Raw genomic sequence first — 15,048 nt, 5'->3', positions numbered from 1 at the left:
AGCCGCAAGGCTGGGGTTCCAGCGGCTACGTAGTCCGGCTTTTCCGGGGGCTTTCTCTCTTACAACTCAAATCATGGAGGGACCAAAGTCCTTCGTCAAGGCAGAATGGCACTCTTTTTCAATCTGTTCGGTATTTACTCACGGGTAACTCCGATGGGTTAGCAAACAGAGTTGGATTGTCACTCTCCGTACCCAAAACAGCGTTTCGGGCCGGGTGAGGTACCCGACTGTGGCGGCCTCGGTGTGAGTCTGGTGTTCGGCTTTGTCGGGTTTCGGGGTCCGAGCCTCCGGCTGGGCCGCTCCTGAGTGCTGCTCAGCCCCCGGTTTCGACCGTCCGAATCGCCCTCTGGACTGCGTGTTGGGGGCCGCCGGAAATGCGCTGGCCGGCCGGTGGCCGCGGATTTCGCAGCGCACAGGTTGATATCGCTCTACCTGCTCTGCCGAAAGCGGTCAGAACGACGATCAAGGGCCTTACCAGATTGTCTATTGAGTGCGGACCTGGTGAATGCAGCGCCCTTACTCATTGCGCCCCACCGACGCAATGCGCATTCCGGCTTCCGCCTGTATGCGCGCTGCCACTGGCCCGGCAGGCTCGGTGAGCGTCAGGTCGTTGCGGTTCCGAGGGTGACCTTGGCCGTCTGGGCCGCCCCGCCGCCGCGGGTGTAGGTGAGCTCGACGGTGTCACCGGGCGCGTGCGAGCGGATCGCGGCGATCAGACTGTCGGCATCGTCGATGCGTTGCGAGTCGACACCGGTCACCACGTCGCCGGATTTGAGCCCGGCCGCGGCGGCCGGCCCCTTGGCCGTGACGTCCTGGATCGTGGCCCCGATGACCGTCGGGGTGCTTGAGCCCTGAGCCGACGATCCGCTGGCCGCCCCCTGCACCGTGACTCCGATGACTGCGTGGGTGGCCTTCCCCGATGTGATGAGCTCACTGGCGATGCGGCTGGCCTCGTCGGCGGGGATGGCGAAGCCGATACCGATGCTTCCGGACTCGGTGCTCTGGCCGGGGATGGAGAGTCCACCCGAGTTGGCGGTGGCGATCGCGGCGTTGATGCCGATCACGTTTCCGTTGAGGTCGACGAGCGGGCCGCCGGAGTTGCCCGGGTTGATGGCCGCGTCGGTCTGGATCGCCTCGAAGACAGCCTGGTCGTTGTCGCCGGAGCGAACCGGTCGTGCGGTATTGCTGACGATGCCGGAGGTCACGGTGTCGGAGAGACCGAGCGGTGCGCCGACGGCGACCACGCTCTGCCCGACCTTCACGGCCGATGACTTGGCGAAGGTGGCGGCCGTGAGGTTCTTCAGACCGGTGACCTTCACGACGGCCAGGTCGTCGGCGGCGTCGACACCGACGACGGTGGCCGAACCCGTCTGCCCGTCGGTGGTGACGACGGAGATGGAGCCGCCGTTGTCGGCGACCGAGACGACGTGGTCATTGGTGAGGATGTAGCCGTCGCTGCGCAGGATCACGCCGGAACCGGTGCCTGACTCCTGGCTGCCGGTGACGTTGATGGTGACGACGCTGGGCTGGATCTTCGCGGCCGCCGCGGTCACGGAGCCGTCGATCTTCGCTGTGTTCTGACCGGTTGCCGTGCTGACGCTCAGCCCGGCGGAGGCGCTGTTGCTGGAGTTGTCGTCGAGGACGGCAACCGTTGCCGCCCCGACGCCGCCGCCGACGATCGCCGCGGTCACGGCCGCGATGAGTACCACGCGGCCGGTTCGGGCCGGCTTGGCCTTCGGCTCCTCGGTGAGCGGAGCTGGGTACTCCGACGCGCCACGGTAGTCACTGGGTTGGGCGTATGTGGATTCAGGTCCGGCGTACGGCGCGTAAGCACCGTAGGGGGCGTCGGCGTAGGGCTGCTGCTGGGGCATCGGCGGTGCCGAGTAGGCCGCTGGCCCCGAGTAGGCGGGTGAGGGCGAGTAGGACGGTGGGGGCGAGTACTGAGCCGGGGGAGTGTAGGAGTCGCCGTACCCGGCGGCGGGCACATCCGCACCGTAGACCGGGTACTGCACGGCGGTGTCCTGCACCGGTGTGCCGTGTTCGCTGGCTGCGGTCTCAATGGGCGGCGCATCGGTGATGAGGTGCGGCTCCTCCGTCGCGCGAGGTTCGCTGCCGTGCGACTCGTCGACCCCTTGAGCCTGGTTGATCGCTTGCGTCTGGTCGATCTCTTGCGTCTCGTTGTCGCTGGGCGTGCCGGCACTCATGTCATCGCTCATGGCAACCAGGATCGACCTGAAGTCTGTGCGTCGTCTGTGCTGAACCTATGCGGTCTATACGACACTCCGCGACCGGCGCGCTACCGCGGAGGTCTACTCGTCGCTGAGCGCCTGCTCGTCCTCGAGCGACCAGCCGCCGCCGTGGGCCCGGCTCACCAGATCGTTCAGTACCGGCGACAGCACCTGGGGGAAGCCGGCCAACTGGATGGCGATGCTGAACCGGTCGCTGGTGACGCCGTCCTCCGGTTTCTGGGGATCGAGCACCATGCGTTCGCTGAGGGTCAAGACCTGAAACGCGATCCCGCGCGCAGTGAGCCACGCGCTGGCCTGCTGTACCTCGATCTCATCGACGGTCTGCAGAAATACCTGGCCCGTGATCCACCCAGTCATGTCCATGGCGACATTCTCCCCCACCGGCCGGTACGCGCGGCTGACAAGTCGCGTACATCGCACCGGTAGCGCGAAGTAAGGTCTCGCTCGTGAACGAATTCGCGACCGATACCGCGGTCCATCTCCTCGAGCCGGGTCGCTACGGCGCGACGATCACCGATCGGTGGTGCCTGCCGATGGGCAACGTCAACGGCGGCTATCTACTCGGGGTCGCGAACCGGGCCCTCGCCGCCGCACTACCGTTCACCGACCCGGTGGCGACCAGTGCCAGTTACCTGCGCCAGGCCCGACCCGGCCCGGCCGAGGTGCACGTCGAGGTGATCCGCAGTGGACGCCGCCTGGCCGTCGGCGAGGCCCGGGTGATCACCGAGGGCAAGGAGGTGCTCCGCGTCGTCGCCACCTTCGCCGACCTGAGGGCCAGCGCGGACGCGCGCTCCGTGCAGCAGCTGGACGCCCCGCAGCTACCGCCCCCGCTGGAGTGCGAGCGCCTGCACACGGACAAGATTCCGGCGCTGACGATCGCCCACCGGCTCGAATGCCGGTACCCGGCGCTGCCGGGCTGGGTCGGCGGAACTCCGACCAACGATGCGCGCCACGAATTCTGGATGCGCTTCGCCGATGGCAGTACGGCCGACACGCTGGCGTTGCCGACGCTGGTCGACGCCGCGACCCCGCCCGCCTTCGAGATCGGTGTCTGGCAGTCGACGACCGTAGAACTGACGACCTATGTCCGGGCCGTGCCCGCCCCCGGCTGGCTCTCGGCACGGGCCAGCACTCGCTATCTGGCCGGAGGGTTTCACGAAGAGGACTTCGAGATATGGGACAGTCAGGGCACATTGGTGGCCCAGTCCCGCCAGCTGATGCTCGACTTGGGTTGATCGGCGGCCGCGCAGGCGTCCGACGGCCTATTGCGCATCTCCAGCGCGTACTGGAGCTGCCCTGGCTGCCTTGGCTAGGGTGAGGTATGAACGTTCTTCTCATCGGACCGCCCGGATCGGGCAAAGGGACGCAGGGCGAGCGTCTCTCCAAGCGTCTGGGGATCGAGCATCTGGCGGCCGGTGACATCCTGCGGGCCGAGGTGGCGGCCGGTACCGAACTGGGGAATCGAGCCAAGGAGTACCTGCAGCGGGGCGCGCTGGTCCCCGACGCGATGGTGGTGGATCTGATGCTCCCGGTGACGATCGCGGCGGCCCACCGCGGTGGGTATCTGCTAGATGGATTCCCGCGCTCGGTCGATCAGGCGATCGAGGCGAAGCGATTGGCCGAGGAGTCCGACGCCGCGGCCGATGTGGTCGTCTACCTCGATGCGCCCTCGGACGTGCTGATCCAGCGGCTGCTGCGGCGGGCGGAGATTCAGGGGCGGGCCGACGACACGCTTGAGGTGATCGAGAACCGGCTGCGCGTCTTCGAGCTGCAGACCCGCCCGCTCATCGAGTACTACGAGCAGCGTGGCCTGCTCGTCCGATTCGATGCTCAGGCCAGCCCGGAGGTGATCACCGACGAGATCACGGCGGCGATCAGCGGGGTGCTGGAGGCCGCGGCCGCACGCCGGGCCGCGGCGAACAAAATCCCATAATGTCCCGATTTTCGAATTCCGGAAACCGTTAGTACCAGGCGGTAGGGCGTTTTGCCGGTTTAGACGGCAATATCTGGGACCTTAGTCCCTGCCTTTTGGCGCCTCCGGTAGTGCAGAATTGGGCCTACGGTTGGCGCCGATGGCGCTCAAGTGCGGTCACTGGACCGTCGCGGTCGGGGGACTGCGTTGAGCAAGATTGTGCAGCCGACCTGGGATCATGTCGGTGGCTGGGGGCTGGCGCATGGTCGAGGTTGAAGGATGAGCGGTTGCTTGTCTGGAGCCGGTGCGCCGAGCGTGGCGCACCGGCTAAACCACGTTCCGATCTGGATGTATCTACTTCCCTTCTGAGCCTTCGAATACCCCGCAAACGACCCGCATACCCCCCACTTATCGACATACCGGGCATACCGGCTAGTTATCTGTAACCGAGCGTGCGCTACAGGGCTGGCTACCCGGCCAGATCTGACTCATGATGGGCACACTATGGTTTCCGTCACTGTCGCCACGGAGTTGCCCCTGGCCTGGCGAGAGCTGGATCGGCAGCTCACCTCACTTCGGGAACTGGCCGACGACGTCCACTCGGCCGGGGAACGACTGCAGGATCTGCTCAGGGTGACTCAGCACGTCATCGGAGATCTGCGGCTACCGGTGGTGCTGCGCCGAGTGGTCGAGGTGGCCTGCCGGCTGAGCCGCTCCGACGTCGGTGTCCTGGCGCTGCTTGGCCCGGGAGAACGGATCCGTGAGTTCGTGTTGGTCGGAATCTCCGACGAGGACGACGCGAGCGAGCTCGTGCGCAGCGTGCACGCGGACGGCCTGCTCTGCCCACCGAGCGAGGAGAGTCTGCGGATGCAGCTCTGCGACTTCGGCCACCTGCCGGTGACGGTGGCCGGTGCCGACGCCCCAGCCGAGGGAGTCGGTGCACTCGGTGTCTCAATCCGCGTCCGCGGCGAGAACTTTGCGAATGTCTATGTCCTGGCGCCCAACGGCGGTGGTTTCTTCCGGCAGGACGAGGAGCTGCTCACTGCGCTTGCTGAGACCGCCGGCGTCGCGATCGACAATGCCCGCCTCTTCGAGGAGTCACGGGCGCGCCAGCAGTGGCTGCAGGCCTCGGCCGAGATCACCTCCGAGCTGCTCCGCAACACCACCACCCAGCCTCTGGAGCTCATCGTCCAGCGCACCCTGGAGGTGGCCGATGCCGACGCCGTGATGGTGATGCTCCCGGACGAGCACGGCGTGCGCCTCGAGGGCGCGGTCGGGGTGGACCGGGCCGGGAACCGACTCACCGACCCTGGCGTACCGATCGTCGGTTCGACGCACGGCCTGGTGATGCTGCACTCCCGGCCGATCCGCATCGCCGAACCGACCCAACTGCTGCATCGGGCCCGGGCGGAGTCCCTGCTCGACGAGTACGGCCAGATGATGATGCTGCCGCTGGTCGACGCCCGTGGCGCACGCGGTGTGCTGACCATCTGCCGCCGGGCCGGGAGGAGCCCCTTCACCGACGCTGACCTGCAGATGGCGACCAGCTTCGCCAGCCACGCGGCGCTCTCCCTGGAACTCAGCGATGCCCGCAAAGACCTCGAGCGGGTCCTGCTGCTCGAGGACCGGGACCGCATCGCCCGTGACCTGCACGACCACGTGATCGCCCGCCTCTTCGCCACCGGCCTGGTGCTGGAACGGATCGCCGCCGACGTCGGTGCCGGCGATGCGGCGAGCCGGCTGCTGGCCCGCGTCGGCGACATCGATGACACCATCCGGGAGATCCGTTCGAGCATCTTCCAGCTGCGCGCCGCCGGTGAGGAGGCATCGGGATCGGCCGAGGGGATCGTGATTCCCAGCCTGCTGGCCATCGCCGGCGAAGCCGAGGAGGCGTTGGGATTCGCGCCCACGCTGCGCTTTCACAGCACCTCTGACGCCATACCGCCGCAGATCGCCGACGATCTGGCCGCCGTGCTGCGCGAGGCGCTGGCCAACGTGGTGCGGCACGCCCGGGCGACCCGGGTCGACATCGAAGTCGAGGTGGGGGCCGAGCTCGTTTCGCTGACGGTGCGCGACGACGGGGTCGGCCTGAGCGGGCGGGCCCGCAGCAGCGGCTTGGAGAATCTTGGTCAGCGCGCCCAGCGATGGGGTGGTGAGTTCCATGCCACCTCGGGTGGCGCCGGGACGTCCCCGGTGACCGGGACGTCTGCGGTCGCGCCGACCCCTGCGGTCGCGCCGACGACGCAGTCGAGGGCGATTAGCTCGACCTCCGGTTTCGCCGCAGCATTCGGTGACGGTGGCCCCGGCGCTCTGCTGCGGGGGACCACACTGCGGTGGCGGGTCCCGCTGAACGGCCAACCGCGATGAAGCCCGATGTATCCGACCCCGCCGGCATCGCCGCGATGCCCCGGTCGGCTGACCCGCCGATCGGGGTGTGGCCGGACGATCCGGTGGCTCGAGAGAGCGACCGGCTGCTGAGTCAGTTGCAGGTCGGGGTGGCCGCGGGCCTGGCCGCGAACCAGCGCCTGGCCGAACTGCTGCGCTCCAACCAGCTCATCATCGGCGACCTGCTCATGCCGATCGTGCTGCGCCGCATCGCGGAGGCGGCCTGCGAGGTCTCCGGCGCCGACGGCTGCGTGCTGGTCCGCCGCAGTCCCTTCGGTGACGTCGCGGAAGCGGTCGGCTTCAATGTCGACAGTGCCGAGCTCGCCTCCGTGAAAGCGTTGGCCACTTCCACGACGGCTCCGGGCGGGTACAGCAGCACGCCGGTGATGAGCGGCGAGCGCCTCTTCGGGACGATCTACCTGTCGCTTCCGGCTCCGCGACTACTCGGCGAGCGCGAGAACGAGCTGATCGAGGCGCTGGCCCGTACCGCCGCGGTGGCCATCGACAACGCCGAGCTCTTTGACGAATCTCGTCACCGTCAGCACTGGCTGCAGGCCTCCACCGAAATCTTCCGCCAGCTGCTCTCCGGCTCGACCGACGAACATCTCGCGCTCATCACCAGCCGGGCCCGCGACATCGCCGACGCCGACGCTGGCATGCTCGCGGTGGGTCGGGCCGACGGCAACAGCCTGGAGGTGCGGGTCAGCGCCGGGCGCGCGGCGGAGGGCCTGGTCGGCTGGGTCTTCCCCATCGACGGGTCACTGAGCGGGCGCGTTGTGAAGAGCGGAGAACCCATTCTGCTCGACGACTTCGCGGTGGTCGATCACCTGCGCGTGCCGGTCCGCGATGATCAGTTGCTGCCGGTCGGGCCGACGCTGGTGCTGCCGTTGTCGGGGTCTGGTCAGGTGCGGGGAATTCTCTCGCTGGTGCGCGCCCGGGACCGACCGCCCTTCACCCCGGTCGATCTCGAGCTCGCCGCCGCCTTCGCCAGCCAGGCCGCGCTGGCCCTGGATCTGGCCGAAGCCCGTCTGCACCAGCAGCGCATGATGCTGCTGGAGGACCGCGACCGCATTGCCCGGGACCTGCACGACCACGTCATCCAGCGCCTCTTCGCGACGGGGCTGAGCCTGGAGAGCATCGCGCGCTCCCTCGGCGCTGGCGAGGTGGGGGAGCGGCTGATCGGCGAGGTCGGCGAGATCGACGCCATCATCCGCGAGCTGCGCTCGAGCATCCTGCGGCTGCGGGGCTCGTTGGCCGTCGGCGAGGACGCGCTCAGCAGCCGGCTGAAGCAGATCGTCGATGGCGCAACGGATCTGCTCGGCTTCACGCCGTCGCTGCGTATCAATGGAACGATGGGCAAGCAGTTGGGTGACCAGCTGCTCGAGGACATCGCCACGGTGCTCCACGAGGCATTCGCCGATGTGGTGCGCCGGGGAGGAGTCACCGAGGTGAATGTGGCGGTTACTCTCACGCCGGGCCTGGTCACCGTCACCGTGCACGACAACGGCGACATCGAGGCCCGCTCGCCGATTCGGGCCGGCCTGACCAAGGTGCGTGCCCTGGCCCTCTCCCGCAGCGGTGCATTCGACTTCGCCGTCGGTGCCGATCTGCCCTCTGAGGGACGGATCCTGACCTGGACCGTCCCGATCGACCCGCGATGATATCGATGGACTTCAGGAGAGATGGTGCCCGGTGATACGAGTTTTTCTGCTCGACGACCATGAGATCGTGCGCCGGGGCATCGCTGAGATGCTGAGCTACGAACCCGGAATCGAGATCGTCGGGGATGCCGGCACGGCCGAACAGGCACTGCTGCGCGTCAAGGCGCTGCGCCCGGACGTCGCGATCCTCGATGCCCGGCTCCCCGATGGAAGCGGGATCGACGTCTGCCGGGAGATCCGCTCCAGCGTGCCGGAGACGCATTGCCTCATCCTCACCTCCTACGACGACGACGACGCGATCTTCTCCGCGGTGCTGGCCGGAGCCGCCGCCTACGTGCTGAAGGAGGTTCGGGGCTCGAACCTGGTGCACACGGTGCGGGAGGTGGCCGCCGGCAAGTCGCTGATCGATCCGGAGGTGAGTGAGCGGGTGTTGGCCCGGCTGCGCGACGGGGCCGCCACCGATCCTCGGCTGGCCGGTCTGAGCGACCGGGAGCGGGAGATCCTCGCGCTGATCACCGACGGGCTCACCAACCGGCAGATCGGTGACCGGCTGTTCCTGGCCGAGAAGACGGTGAAGAACTACGTCTCCGGGCTGTTGGCGAAGTTGGGTATGCAGCGGCGCACCCAGGCGGCGGTCTTCGGTGCCGAGGTGTTGGGCGACCCGCCGAACAACTAGCGGGCGACCCGCTGGGCGCCGGCGAACTGACGGATCTCCTCGTCGGCGGGCACCGGCCAGGCGTCGAGCATGAGCCGCTTGGCATGCATCCAACGAGCCTCGCGCTGCGGCTCGCTCATGCCCCAGCTCCAGATGATCAAGCCGCGGATCGTGTCGCGAGCGCTGTAGATCTGCGCGATGAAGCGGGGATCCTTGGTGCGCTCGGGCATGATCATGGTGCCGATCTCCAGCGCGGCGGCTGCGACCAGACCCTCGACCTCATGCGCGTGCGAGCGCAGGTCGGAGTCGGTGCGCGCGGCGACCCAGAGCTCGACACTGGCCTCGAAGAGGCGCCCCTGGTTCATCTTCCAGAGCAGATCGAGGGCGTCGGAGAGCTTGTTCGTCGAGGTGACCAGCGTCTTCGCGTCGATGCGGGCGGCTTCGATGCGCTTGGTTGCCAGGTACTGGACCGCAGCGACCACCAGGTCGACCTTGGCCGGGTAGTGGTGGACCTGAGCACCGCGGGTGACGCCGGCGCGCTCGGCGACCCGGTTCACCGTCGTTCCGGCATACCCGTAGTCGACGAGACAGTCAATGGTGGCTTCGAGCAGACGCGTGCGCATCTCACTGCTGCGTTGCTCCTGTGTGCGGCGGGGGACCATGAGGTCAGCATATCCAGTGGTTTTGGATACGGCGCGCTGAGTTGGCAAATTAGTTTCCAGAGAAACCTTATTCGCCCGTTCTGCGCAGATCGGTCATTGACGCGCGCTGACCCGACCAGCCTGACGGCATCCGGAGGGGGGCTGGGGTCGCCTCGGAGCCTCCCCCGTTCGCGGCATCGTCGCATTCGTCGGCCGACGAATCGGCCCACTCCACCAGCAGCCCGACGTCGATCCCGAAGGGGTTACTTACCCGGTACGGGGTGATCGTGACCGCTCCGCGCCGAAGCAGGGTTGCCGCGCTGGCCGGGTTCCCCCGCGCGGCGTGGGTGAGGCCGACGGCCAGCTGGGCCAGGCCGCGCCAGAGCTCGCGTTCGGGCTCGCCGGCGCCCTTCCAGGCATCTTCGAAGACCTCGTGCGCGTGGAATGGTTTGCCGCCCTCCAGTAGTCGCCGAGCCTCGGCCAGCGTCTGCTCCGGGGTTCGGACGACTCCCTCGGGTTGGCGCTCGACCCCGGTCGCGCCGTAGGGCAGCGGCCGCCCCAGCCCATCACGGGGCCGGTTGCTGCGAGCCCGTCCGTCGGCGTCACGGGGGCGATCCTCCGGCGGCTCGGCGGGCGGTGGATCGGCGGACGGTGGATCGGTTGGGGTCGCCACGTCAGTCGTCGACCGTCGCGTCCATCGCGTCGTTGAAGGCGCTGCGGATCCCGGCCCGCTCCAGTGCGGCCAACCCGCGGGCCGTCACGCCGCCCGGTGAGGTTACGGCCCGCCGGGCGGCGAGGGTATCGAAGTCATCCTGGCGCAGGAGTTCGGCGGTGCCGGCCATCGTCGCGGTGATCAACCGCCCGGCCACTTCGGGGGTCAGTCCGTGGCGCACCGCGGCGTCCATCTGCGCCTCGACCAGCAAGGCCCAGTAGGCCGGTCCGACGCCCGAGACCGAGGAGGCGGCCGAGAACTGCTCCTCCCGGACCGTGACCACCGTCCCGAGCCGCTCGAAGAGCTCGACGATCTCGGCGACCAGCGCGCGATCCGTCTCCGGGCGCGGAGTGGCCATCAGCAGCACCCCACGCCGCAGCTGCACCAGCGTGTTCGGTTCGATCCGCAGCACCGGTACGTGCGGGTAGGCCGACTGCAGGTCGGCCAGGGTGGCGCCGGCCAGCACGGAGACGATCGCCCTGGTGCGGCTGGTCCGGCTGGTGAGCCCGGCCGTCACCTCGTCGGCGACCCGGCCGAGGAGGGCCGGCTTGTGCGCGAGGACGATCAGGTCGCTGCCGGCGGCCAGCTCGGCGTTGGTGGCCACCGCGCTGCCGCCGACCTCAGCGGCCAGCGCCGCGGCGCGTCCGGAGCCGGCGTCAGTGCAGAGGATGGGATCGCCCCAACCGAGGCTCATCGCCCGGGCCATGTTTCCCGCGCCGACGAAGCCGACCGTCATTGCTCCTCCAAGGAATCTCGGCAGGCCCGGCTGCGCCGAGGAGTCTCGGCGTGGGCCGTGCGCCTGTGCTTCAGATCTTGTCATGATGGAGGTATGTCAGCCCGCGACATCGTCGGCGCCGCCCTGGCCGCCTACCGCGCTCAGGATCTGGAGCGAATGCAGAGCCTGCTCGCCGACGGCTTCCGCTTCACCAGCCCGCAGGACGACCACATCGACCGCACCGCCTTCCTAGAGCGCTGCTTCCCGACGGCGGCGCGCTTCGTCTCGCAGGAGATCCTGCAGCTGACCGATGTCGGGCCAGCCGCGGCGATGGTGCTCTACGAGTATCAGCTGGCCGACGGCACCCGCTATCGCAACGTCGAGTACAGCCAGGTCCGGGACGGGAAGCTCGTCGAGACCGAGGTGTTCTTCGGGGGTCGGGTGTGAGCGGCGAGGTGACGCTGCGGGCGGCAACCGCGGCGGACGCGCCCCGGATCGCCGAGATCTACGCCCCCTACGTGGCCGAGACGGCGATCTCCTTCGAGGAGGTGCCGCCGGATGCCGGCGAGATCCAGCGCCGGATGCGGCACCGGACGCCGGACCCGATCGACGAGGCTCCGGTGCTGCCGTGGCTGGTCGCCCAACGGAACGGGCGGGTCGTCGGTTACGCCTACGGATCGCCCCACCGAGCCCGATCGGCCTACCGGTGGATGGCTGACGTCTCGGTGTACCTGGAGCCGTCGGTGGCTGGGCAGGGCATCGGGCGAGGGCTCTACGAACGACTCTTCGACGAGCTGCGCGGGCTGGGTTACCTGCGCCTCTACGCCGGCATCGCGCTGCCGAACGCGGCCAGTGTCGGGCTGCACGAAGCGATGGGCTTCACGCCGGTCGGCGTCTATCAGGGTGTCGGGTTCAAGTTCGGTCAGTGGTGGGATGTCGGCTGGTGGCAGCGCCCCCTCTTCGCCGGTGCGCAACCGCCGACCGAGCCGCCCGAACCGCGGAGCTGGCTGCCCGTCACCGGCCCCGGCTCAGCTTAAGAAGTCGGATACTCGCTCCCAGAGCAGCGCCGCCGACCGCGCGTCATACTCCGCCTCGAGGGACTTGTCGGTGAAGAGGTGGCCGCGGCCGGGGTAGTCGTAGACGTCCAGGTCTCCGCCGGCGGCTCTGATCGAGGCGACCACGCTGTCGATGCCCGCCTGCCGTCGGAACGGGTCGTCGACGGCGTAGTGAATCTGGGCCGGGACGCCGGCCGGCCACTCGCCGACGCCGAGCATCTCCAGCGGGAGGGCGCCGGAGAGCATGAGCACCCCGGCGACGCGGCGCCGGGTGGCGACGAATTCGGCCATGCCGCCGCCGTTGGAGAAGCCGGCGGCGACGAAACCGTCCGGGATCTCGGCCGTGTGCGTGAGGGCCCGCTGCATCAGCGCCGGATAGCCGATCGACTCGGCGAATTCGCCGGCCTCGTCGTAGTCGTCGAACTCGCGACCCTCGTACTGATCGACCACCACGACGCGATGCCCCAACCGGGTCAATCGCAGCGCCGCGTCGAGCACACCCTGGCGCACTCCGAGCACCGAGTGGAAGAGGGCGATGTCAGGCATGCGCCGACGTTAGCGCGGGCTGCTGACAAGCCTCCGGCTCGAACGTCGCCGCAGTGTCGCGACACCCCAGATGCTCAGCGCCACCAGCGGTAGGCAGGCCCCGAAGAAGGCGACGGTGCGCCAGCCGTACTGCTCGTGCAGCAGGCCGGAGAGACCGGAAGCAATTGCGCCACCGATGAAGACCGTGGTCATGAAGACCGTGTTGATGCGGGCCCGGGCGTCACCGCGCAGCGAGTAGATCTCCTGCTGGCTGAAGACCTGGTGCCCCTGCACGCCGAGGTCGAGGAGCACCGCCGCGGCGGCCAGGACCACGATGTTGGCCGAGCCGAACCCGGCCAGCAGCATGGCGATGAAGGCGAGCGCGATGGCCGAGCCGCTGCCGATCACGCTGTGGCCGTGGTCGGCCAACCGGCCGGCGATCGGCGCGGCCAGGGCGCCGGCGGCGCCGACCAGGGCGAAGAGGCCGATGGCGGTCTGCGAGAAGCCGTGCTCGTCGATGAGTTCGTAGGCGATCGAGGTCCAGAAACAGGAGAAGGTACCGAACATCAGGGCCTGGCAGGCGGCGCGGCGGCGCAGTGCCGGCTCGGTCCGCACCAGCATCCCGAGCGAGCGCAGCAACTGCGGGTACTTGGCCTTGGTCTGCGGGCGGTGCGTCGGTAGCACCTTCACCAGGGCCAGTGAGGTGGCGAGCATCAGCACCGCCGAGATGACGTAGACACTGCGCCACCCCCACTGAGCGGCGACCAGGCTGGCGACCGTGCGGGCCAACAGGATCCCGAGCAGCAGGCCGCTCATCACCCGTCCGACGAAGCGGCCTCGTTCGGCCTCCGGGGCCAGGTGGGCGGCGAAGGGAATGAGGATCTGGGCCACCACCGAGGTGACTCCGATGAGCACCGACATGCCGGCGAAGAGGGCGAAGTCCTTGGCGAACGCGGCGATGAGCAGGGCCACCGTGGTGGCCAGCAGCGTGCGGGAGGCGAACTTGCGGTTCTCCAGCAGGTCGCCGAGTGGGAGCAGGAAGAGCATCCCGAAGGCGTAGCCGAGCTGGGTCAGGGTGACGACGACGGCTGCCGTGCCCTGGCTGACGCCGAAGGTATCGCTGAGCAGGGGGAGCAGCGGCTGGCAGTAGTAGAGGTTGGCGACGGTGGCCCCACAGGCGATGGCCAGCACCAGGGTGATCAGACGCATACTGCGAGCCTTCGACGCATCAAGCTCGAGGAGCGGATCGATCACTGGATGTTGCACGGTGTCTTGCACGGCCACGGCTGCTGTCTCTCTCGTCCGGATCTCTTCGTCTCGCCCCTTTAACTAAACGCTACGTTCATTAATTCCTACCGGCAAGTCGGCTCGGACGTGTTAGCCGGCGGCGATACCGTGCAGCAGCTGGTTGACGATGCGCTCCGCCATCCCGGCGTCGAGGGGCTCGTGGCCGAAGATGAGCCGGTGGTAGATCGGGGCGAAGAGCTGATCGGCGGCCAGGTCGGTGTCGGTGTCGGCGCGCAGCTCGCCCCGTCGGACGGCCTCGGTGAGGATTTCGGCCACCACCTCGCGCCGCGGAGCCAGCCAGCGTTCACGAAGGGCCAGCGCGACATCGGGGTCGGCCACCGCCTGGCCGATGATGGCCCGCATCAGCGGTCCGCCTTCGGTGTCGCGGAAGACCTGGATGAGCGCGTCGACCTCATAGCTGAGGGCCTGCCGGAGGTCGTCCGTCTCCGGAATCTCGCTGGCGTCTCGGACGCGGGCGAAGAACCCCTCGAGGGCGACTGCGTTGCGGCTGGGCCACCATTTGTAGATCGTGGCCTTGCTGACGCCGGCGCGGGCGGCGATCGCCTCCATGGTGGCGGCCTTCATGCCGCCTTCGTACATCAGCTCGCCGGCCGCCTGCACGATCGCCGTCCGGGCTCGCTCGCTTCGGGGCCGCCCGCGGCCGGGAGTCGGCGGCGCTGACTCTGGCTCCATGGCCACCCCTTCGAGACGAACGATCCTGCTAATCGAGGGCTACAGCGCGCTATTGGCAGGATCGTTCGCCGCGGCGGGGGCGGCGGGGGCGGCGGGGGCGGCGGGGGTGGTAGGGGTCGCGGCGGGCGGCGTCTGCAGGTCGGCGCGCCGGGCGACCAGGAAGCCACCACCGGGCAGGATCGAGTCACCCAGCACGATGAGCAGGGTGCGCCCGCTCCAGCCGAGCGGGCGCTTCAACGACAGGGCCAGCAGCACGTAGGCGATGAAGAGAATGCCGTGGATGGGGCCGAGGAACTTCACCCCGATCGGGGCGTCGGCGGCGTACTTGACGATCGTCGCGACGATGAGCAGCAGCCATGAGGTGGCCTCGGCGATGGCGACGTAGCGAAACGCAGCGACGCTGGACTGGGACGTGGCCGATCCGCGGCTGACCGGAAGCTGGGTGGAGTCTGTGCTGGGCATCGGCCCAGAGTAGCGGTGCTCCCCGTGAGCTGGCTGAATGCGGTGAGGCGCACTGACGCCGGCTGAGGCAACATACGGCAGGCTGAAGGAAAGACG

At 68.6% G+C, this 15,048-nt stretch carries 16 protein-coding genes; 7 read left to right on the top strand and 9 right to left on the bottom strand.

The annotated features are described in order from the left end of the window. Positions 1-602 precede the first annotated feature (602 nt). On the bottom strand, positions 603-2,216 hold the full coding sequence (locus tag CPH63_RS02615; RefSeq protein WP_241895788.1) for a S1C family serine protease: 1,614 nt from the start codon (positions 2,214-2,216) through the stop codon (positions 603-605). Positions 2,217-2,309: 93 nt separating this feature from the next. Continuing rightward, positions 2,310-2,612, bottom strand: a complete 303-nt coding sequence (locus CPH63_RS02610) for a hypothetical protein (protein WP_157749229.1) — start codon at positions 2,610-2,612, stop codon at positions 2,310-2,312. A gap of 83 nt (positions 2,613-2,695) precedes the next feature. Between CPH63_RS02610 and CPH63_RS02605 the strand changes: the two genes are divergently transcribed. From CPH63_RS02605 to CPH63_RS02585, 5 genes are all read left to right on the top strand, one after another. Next, complete coding sequence (locus CPH63_RS02605) at positions 2,696-3,484, top strand: thioesterase family protein (protein ID WP_197704536.1); 789 nt, start codon at positions 2,696-2,698, stop codon at positions 3,482-3,484. An 86-nt stretch (positions 3,485-3,570) separates the two neighbouring features. Further along, complete coding sequence (locus CPH63_RS02600; protein WP_096301439.1) at positions 3,571-4,182, top strand: adenylate kinase; 612 nt, start codon at positions 3,571-3,573, stop codon at positions 4,180-4,182. Positions 4,183-4,665: 483 nt separating this feature from the next. Continuing rightward, on the top strand, positions 4,666-6,528 hold the full coding sequence (locus CPH63_RS02595) for a GAF domain-containing sensor histidine kinase (protein ID WP_096301438.1): 1,863 nt from the start codon (positions 4,666-4,668) through the stop codon (positions 6,526-6,528). Next, entirely contained in the window at positions 6,525-8,207 is a 1,683-nt protein-coding gene (locus tag CPH63_RS02590) for a GAF domain-containing protein (RefSeq protein WP_096301437.1), read from the top strand. The genes CPH63_RS02595 and CPH63_RS02590 overlap by 4 nt, the downstream gene beginning before the upstream one ends. A gap of 31 nt (positions 8,208-8,238) precedes the next feature. Then, positions 8,239-8,883 carry a response regulator transcription factor gene (locus CPH63_RS02585; RefSeq protein WP_096301436.1) on the top strand — a complete coding sequence of 215 codons (645 nt, stop codon included), beginning with the start codon at positions 8,239-8,241 and terminating at the stop codon, positions 8,881-8,883. Here the strand turns inward: CPH63_RS02585 and CPH63_RS02580 are convergent. From CPH63_RS02580 to CPH63_RS02570, 3 genes are all read right to left on the bottom strand, one after another. Continuing rightward, complete coding sequence (locus CPH63_RS02580) at positions 8,880-9,524, bottom strand: TetR/AcrR family transcriptional regulator (protein ID WP_197704535.1); 645 nt, start codon at positions 9,522-9,524, stop codon at positions 8,880-8,882. The genes CPH63_RS02585 and CPH63_RS02580 overlap by 4 nt on opposite strands. Before the next feature lie 67 nt (positions 9,525-9,591). Next, on the bottom strand, positions 9,592-10,176 hold the full coding sequence (locus CPH63_RS02575; protein WP_096301435.1) for a DUF309 domain-containing protein: 585 nt from the start codon (positions 10,174-10,176) through the stop codon (positions 9,592-9,594). Position 10,177: 1 nt separating this feature from the next. After that, the gene (locus CPH63_RS02570) at positions 10,178-10,951 is read right to left on the bottom strand and encodes a pyrroline-5-carboxylate reductase (protein WP_172892149.1); all 774 of its coding nucleotides are present in this window, start codon (positions 10,949-10,951) and stop codon (positions 10,178-10,180) included. A gap of 93 nt (positions 10,952-11,044) precedes the next feature. On the opposite strand from CPH63_RS02570, the gene CPH63_RS02565 reads away from it, so the two are divergent. Further along, complete coding sequence (locus CPH63_RS02565) at positions 11,045-11,377, top strand: nuclear transport factor 2 family protein (RefSeq protein WP_096301433.1); 333 nt, start codon at positions 11,045-11,047, stop codon at positions 11,375-11,377. Beyond that, a complete protein-coding gene (locus CPH63_RS02560) occupies positions 11,374-11,967 on the top strand; it encodes an arsinothricin resistance N-acetyltransferase ArsN1 family B (RefSeq protein WP_206745634.1) in 594 nt (197 codons plus the stop codon). Before CPH63_RS02565 ends, CPH63_RS02560 begins: the two co-directional genes overlap by 4 nt. On the opposite strand, the gene CPH63_RS02555 is transcribed toward CPH63_RS02560, so the two are convergent. From CPH63_RS02555 to CPH63_RS02540, 4 genes are all read right to left on the bottom strand, one after another. Continuing rightward, on the bottom strand, positions 11,959-12,531 hold the full coding sequence (locus CPH63_RS02555; protein WP_096301432.1) for a dienelactone hydrolase family protein: 573 nt from the start codon (positions 12,529-12,531) through the stop codon (positions 11,959-11,961). The genes CPH63_RS02560 and CPH63_RS02555 overlap by 9 nt on opposite strands. Positions 12,532-12,540: 9 nt before the next feature. Beyond that, entirely contained in the window at positions 12,541-13,764 is a 1,224-nt protein-coding gene (locus CPH63_RS02550; protein ID WP_206745633.1) for an MFS transporter, read from the bottom strand. 123 nt (positions 13,765-13,887) lie between these two features. After that, on the bottom strand, positions 13,888-14,490 hold the full coding sequence (locus tag CPH63_RS02545; RefSeq protein WP_096301431.1) for a TetR/AcrR family transcriptional regulator: 603 nt from the start codon (positions 14,488-14,490) through the stop codon (positions 13,888-13,890). Between the two features lie 39 nt (positions 14,491-14,529). Then, positions 14,530-14,952: a DUF3817 domain-containing protein gene (locus CPH63_RS02540; RefSeq protein WP_096301430.1), complete on the bottom strand. Its 423-nt coding sequence runs from the start codon at positions 14,950-14,952 to the stop codon at positions 14,530-14,532. Positions 14,953-15,048 lie beyond the last annotated feature (96 nt).

The organism is Jatrophihabitans sp. GAS493, assembly GCF_900230215.1.
GTDB lineage: Bacteria > Actinomycetota > Actinomycetes > Mycobacteriales > Jatrophihabitantaceae > MT45.
The sequence above is the reverse complement of the archived record's forward strand: the minus strand, read 5'-3'. Positions and strand labels throughout refer to the sequence as shown.

What these genes read in the sequence shown, in the direction of transcription:
- CPH63_RS02615 (WP_241895788.1), bottom strand. Translation starts at nt 2,216, where the DNA reads ATGAGCGATGACATGAGTGCCGGCACGCCCAGCGACAACGAGACGCAA.
- CPH63_RS02610 (WP_157749229.1), bottom strand. Translation starts at nt 2,612, where the DNA reads ATGGACATGACTGGGTGGATCACGGGCCAGGTATTTCTGCAGACCGTC.
- CPH63_RS02600 (WP_096301439.1), top strand. Translation starts at nt 3,571, where the DNA reads ATGAACGTTCTTCTCATCGGACCGCCCGGATCGGGCAAAGGGACGCAG.
- CPH63_RS02595 (WP_096301438.1), top strand. Translation starts at nt 4,666, where the DNA reads ATGGTTTCCGTCACTGTCGCCACGGAGTTGCCCCTGGCCTGGCGAGAG.
- CPH63_RS02590 (WP_096301437.1), top strand. Translation starts at nt 6,525, where the DNA reads ATGAAGCCCGATGTATCCGACCCCGCCGGCATCGCCGCGATGCCCCGG.
- CPH63_RS02580 (WP_197704535.1), bottom strand. Translation starts at nt 9,524, where the DNA reads ATGGTCCCCCGCCGCACACAGGAGCAACGCAGCAGTGAGATGCGCACG.
- CPH63_RS02570 (WP_172892149.1), bottom strand. Translation starts at nt 10,951, where the DNA reads ATGACGGTCGGCTTCGTCGGCGCGGGAAACATGGCCCGGGCGATGAGC.
- CPH63_RS02565 (WP_096301433.1), top strand. Translation starts at nt 11,045, where the DNA reads ATGTCAGCCCGCGACATCGTCGGCGCCGCCCTGGCCGCCTACCGCGCT.
- CPH63_RS02555 (WP_096301432.1), bottom strand. Translation starts at nt 12,531, where the DNA reads ATGCCTGACATCGCCCTCTTCCACTCGGTGCTCGGAGTGCGCCAGGGT.
- CPH63_RS02545 (WP_096301431.1), bottom strand. Translation starts at nt 14,490, where the DNA reads ATGGAGCCAGAGTCAGCGCCGCCGACTCCCGGCCGCGGGCGGCCCCGA.
- CPH63_RS02540 (WP_096301430.1), bottom strand. Translation starts at nt 14,952, where the DNA reads ATGCCCAGCACAGACTCCACCCAGCTTCCGGTCAGCCGCGGATCGGCC.